The 3,958-nt window shown below is 72.4% G+C and carries 4 protein-coding genes; 3 read left to right on the top strand and 1 reads right to left on the bottom strand.

What is annotated here, in order from left to right; translation table 11 throughout:
- On the top strand, positions 1–1,078 hold a 1,078-nt coding region (locus ACFU99_RS36200), incomplete at its 5' end, for a hypothetical protein (protein ID WP_384400643.1).
- Between the two features lie 103 nt (positions 1,079–1,181).
- Positions 1,182–1,349 carry a hypothetical protein gene (locus tag ACFU99_RS36195; RefSeq protein WP_384400640.1) on the top strand — a complete coding sequence of 56 codons (168 nt, stop codon included), beginning with the start codon at positions 1,182–1,184 and terminating at the stop codon, positions 1,347–1,349.
- On the opposite strand, the gene ACFU99_RS36190 is transcribed toward ACFU99_RS36195, so the two are convergent.
- Entirely contained in the window at positions 1,340–2,104 is a 765-nt protein-coding gene (locus tag ACFU99_RS36190; RefSeq protein WP_384400645.1) for a L,D-transpeptidase, read from the bottom strand. The two genes, ACFU99_RS36195 and ACFU99_RS36190, sit on opposite strands and share 10 nt — an antisense overlap.
- A gap of 240 nt (positions 2,105–2,344) precedes the next feature.
- On the opposite strand from ACFU99_RS36190, the gene ACFU99_RS36185 reads away from it, so the two are divergent.
- A complete protein-coding gene (locus tag ACFU99_RS36185; protein WP_384400637.1) occupies positions 2,345–3,934 on the top strand; it encodes a methylmalonyl-CoA mutase in 1,590 nt (529 codons plus the stop codon).
- The last annotated feature ends 24 nt before the right edge of the window (positions 3,935–3,958 follow it).

Raw genomic sequence — 3,958 nt, 5'->3', positions numbered from 1 at the left:
CGACCGGCTCTCCGATGCGCTCTCCGATGCTCTCTCCGACGTTTCCGGCGAGCTGACGGCCGCCGGGCCGGACGGCTGGCTCCCCGGGGAGGAACGGGCGCTCGCCGCGTTCCGGGCGGCGCGCGCCGAGGAGCCCGCGCCGGTGCGGACCGTATGGCTGGGCGCGCTGGCCGGCCGGCCCTCGTTCGTACGGCGGCCCCTGAAGGCGGCGTTCGCGCTGGCCCTCGCGGGCTGTGCGCTGGGCGGCGTGGCGGTCGCGGCCGGTACGGGCATGCTCCCGGCCCCGTTCAGCGGCGGCGGTGGCGAGCCGGGGCCCGGGACCAGCGTCTCGGCGGCCGACGAGACGGGCGGCGGCTCCCGTTCGCCCCAGCCGGACCTCGAACTGAGCACGGGGGACCCCTCGCGCTACCCGTCGGGCCCGACCGGCACCGCGCCGGGGGCGTCCCCGACGCCGGGCGGCGGCACGCCGGGCACCGGGCGCAAGACCGACGACGGGGCCGAGGACGAAGACGGGGCCGGGGCCGAGGCTGATCCGTCCCAGCGCGGCGAGGACGACGGCGACCCTCGCGGTGAGGGCAAGGGGCAGCACGGCGACGGCAAGCATGGCAGGGACGGCGGGGACGGCAGGGAGGGCAGGGCCCGGGTCGAAGCGGTGTGCCGCGAGTACCTGTCCGCGAGGCGCGGCCCGAGCGGGGAACTGGAGGACAAGAAGCTCCGGCGGCTGGAACGCGCCGTCGGCGGTCCGGCCCCCGCGCACAAGTACTGCGAGCGCGTCCTGGATTCCGGCGGCCCAGGCGGCTCCGGAGGCTCTGGGGGATCGGATGGAGGCGGAGGCGGCGGAGCGGGCGGTGGTCACGGCCATGGTGGCCACCCCGGATCCGGGGACGACGAAGGGGGAGGGGGCGGAGGCGACGGCTCGGGACCAGGCGGGGGCGCGGGCGACGGAAACAGCGACCCCAGCCCCGGCCCCACCACCCCCACGCCCCCCCCGCCCACGGTCTCGCCGTCACCGACCGCCTCGGCCACCCCGTCCGCGACGGCCTCGCCCGTGCTGGTTTCGGCACGGGCGAATGGGTGAACCGGTCGGGTGTGACGTTTTTCGGACGTCCGGCGCTGAATGAAGCAGGCCGACTGGTCATCGGCCGCGCATGAGGCCGGGGTTCCCCCCGTACCAACGGCCAGTGCGCATCCGGCGCGGGCGGGGCACGTTCCCCCGGCCCTGCCCGCGCTGCTTCAACCGGCCGTCCGGCTACCGGCTCAACCGGAGGTCCGGCTACCGGCTCAACCGGCTCAACCGGCCGTCCGGCCACCGGTTCGACCGGCTCGACCAGCCGTACGGCTACCGGTAGACGACGACCCGGTCGCCCTTGCGGACCTCCCGGAAGAGCGCCGCGATCTTCTTCTTGTCCCGGACGTTGATGCAGCCGTGCGACGCCCCCGCGTAGCCGCGCGCCGCGAAGTCCGAGGAGTAGTGCACGGCCTGGCCGCCGCTGAAGAACATCGCGTACGGCATCGCCGTGTGGTAGATCGTCGACACGTGGTCGCGGCTCTTGAAGTCCACCTTGAACGCGCCCTCGCGCGTCGGCGAGTACTGCGAGCCGAACCGCACATCCATCGCCGCCACGACCTTGCCGTCAACCATCCAGGCCAGCGTGTCGCTCTTCTTGCTGATGCACAGCACGCGCCCGGTCCGGCACCGCCGGTCGGGTGTGCCGAGCGGCTTGGTGGTCGGCGGATGCGGCTTCTTGGCCGCCGGACGCGGCGTATGGGGTGCGTGGTGAGTGTGGGGGTGAGTGGGGGCGTGCGGTCGGTGGGAGGCGGCGTTTCCGGCCGAGCTGGCCGAGCCGGAGGAACTGGACGAGTTGGATGAGCCGGGCCAGGAGGGCCACGGCCGTACGCCCGTAGCGAGCTTGTCGTCAGAGCCGGAACCCGAGCCCGAGCCCGAGCCCTGGTCCGTACGGGCGTGGTGGCTGCCGTAGGCCCCCGGCGGCGACGCGCCGGAGACGGGCGCGGTCTGCACCTTGCACCCGGCGGTCAGCGCCACCGTCCCCGCCGCCACTCCTGCCGCGACGAGCACTCTGCGTACGAGAGTTGTCTGCTGCATCACCGCTGGATGATGCCCAGCGACCTCGATGCCCGAACCTCACCCCCACGCGAGGTGGCACCGCCCCGGACGGCGGGCAGGCTGTGAGGAAGGTCCCAGCCTGTGCGGCTCCACCCTTCGCACAGCCGCCGCTACAGTCCGCGGCGGGACCCCGGCAACTGCTCGGCAACTGCTTGTTCGGCAACACAGCGGCACTCAACAGCGGTACACAGCGGCAACTCAGCGGGAGGCACAGAACCCATGGCGCGTGAGACAGAGTCCGGCCTGCCCATCGAGCCGGTCTACGGTCCGGACGCACTCGCCGACTGGGACGCGGCCGACATACTGGGCGAGCCGGGTTCGTACCCCTTCACCCGCGGCGTCTACCCGACGATGTACACGGGACGGCCGTGGACCATGCGTCAGTACGCCGGGTTCGGCACGGCCACCGAGTCCAACGCCCGTTACAAGCAGCTGATCGCCAACGGCACCACGGGCCTGTCCGTCGCCTTCGACCTGCCGACCCAGATGGGCCATGACTCCGACGCGCCCCTCGCGAGCGGCGAGGTCGGCAAGGTCGGCGTCGCGATCGACTCCATCGAGGACATGCGGATCCTGTTCGACGGCATCCCGCTGGACAAGGTCTCCACCTCGATGACCATCAACGCGCCCGGTGCGCTCCTGCTGCTCCTCTACCAGCTCGTCGGGGAGGAGCAGGGCGTACGGGCGGACCGGCTGACCGGCACCATCCAGAACGACGTGCTCAAGGAGTACATCGCCCGCGGCACGTACATCTTCCCGCCCAAGCCCTCGCTGCGGCTGATCGCGGACATCTTCAAGTACTGCAAGGCCGAGATCCCGAAGTGGAACACGATCTCGATCTCCGGCTACCACATGGCCGAGGCGGGGGCGTCGCCCGCGCAGGAGATCGCCTTCACGCTCGCGGACGGCATCGAGTACGTGCGTACGGCCGTGGCGGCGGGTATGGACGTGGACGACTTCGCGCCGCGGCTGTCGTTCTTCTTCGTCTCGCGGACGACGATCCTCGAAGAGGTCGCCAAGTTCCGGGCCGCGCGCCGGATCTGGGCGCGGGTCATGCGGGAGGAGTTCGGCGCGACGAACCCCAAGTCGCAGATGCTGCGCTTCCACACCCAGACCGCGGGCGTGCAGCTCACCGCGCAGCAGCCCGAGGTCAACCTCGTACGGGTGGCCGTGCAGGGGCTCGCGGCGGTCCTCGGCGGCACGCAGTCGCTGCACACCAACTCCTTCGACGAGGCCATCGCCCTGCCGACCGACAAGTCGGCGCGGCTCGCCCTGCGCACGCAGCAGGTGCTCGCCTACGAGACGGACGTGACGGCGACCGTCGACCCCTTCGCGGGCTCGTACGTGGTCGAGTCGATGACCGACGACGTGGAGCGGGCCGCGCTCGATCTGATGGCCAGGGTCGAGGACATGGGCGGCGCGGTCGCCGCGATCGAGAACGGCTTCCAGAAGAACGAGATCGAGCGCAGCGCGTACCGCATCGCGCAGGAGACGGACAGCGCCGAACGTGTCGTGGTCGGCGTCAACCGCTTCCAACTCGACGAGGAGGAGCCGTACGAGCCGCTGCGCGTCGACCCCGCCATCGAGGCCCAGCAGGCGGCGCGGCTGGCCGTGCTGCGCGCCGAACGGGACCAGGCGGCGGTGGACGCGGCGCTCGCCGAGCTGAAGAAGGCGGCGGAGAGCGAGGCGGGCTCGGTCAATGTGCTCTACCCGATGAAGGACGCCCTGCGGGCGAGGGCGACGGTGGGCGAGGTCTGCGACGCGCTGCGCGAGGTGTGGGGGACGTACGTGCCGGCCGATGCGTTCTGACGTGAAGGGCGGGGGCGGGGGCGG

Origin of the sequence: Streptomyces sp. NPDC057654, from assembly GCF_042800135.1 — a bacterium.
Taxonomy (GTDB): Bacteria; Actinomycetota; Actinomycetes; order Streptomycetales; family Streptomycetaceae; genus Streptomyces.
Note: the sequence above shows the minus strand (reverse complement) of the source record. Positions and strands in the feature narration are given on the sequence as shown.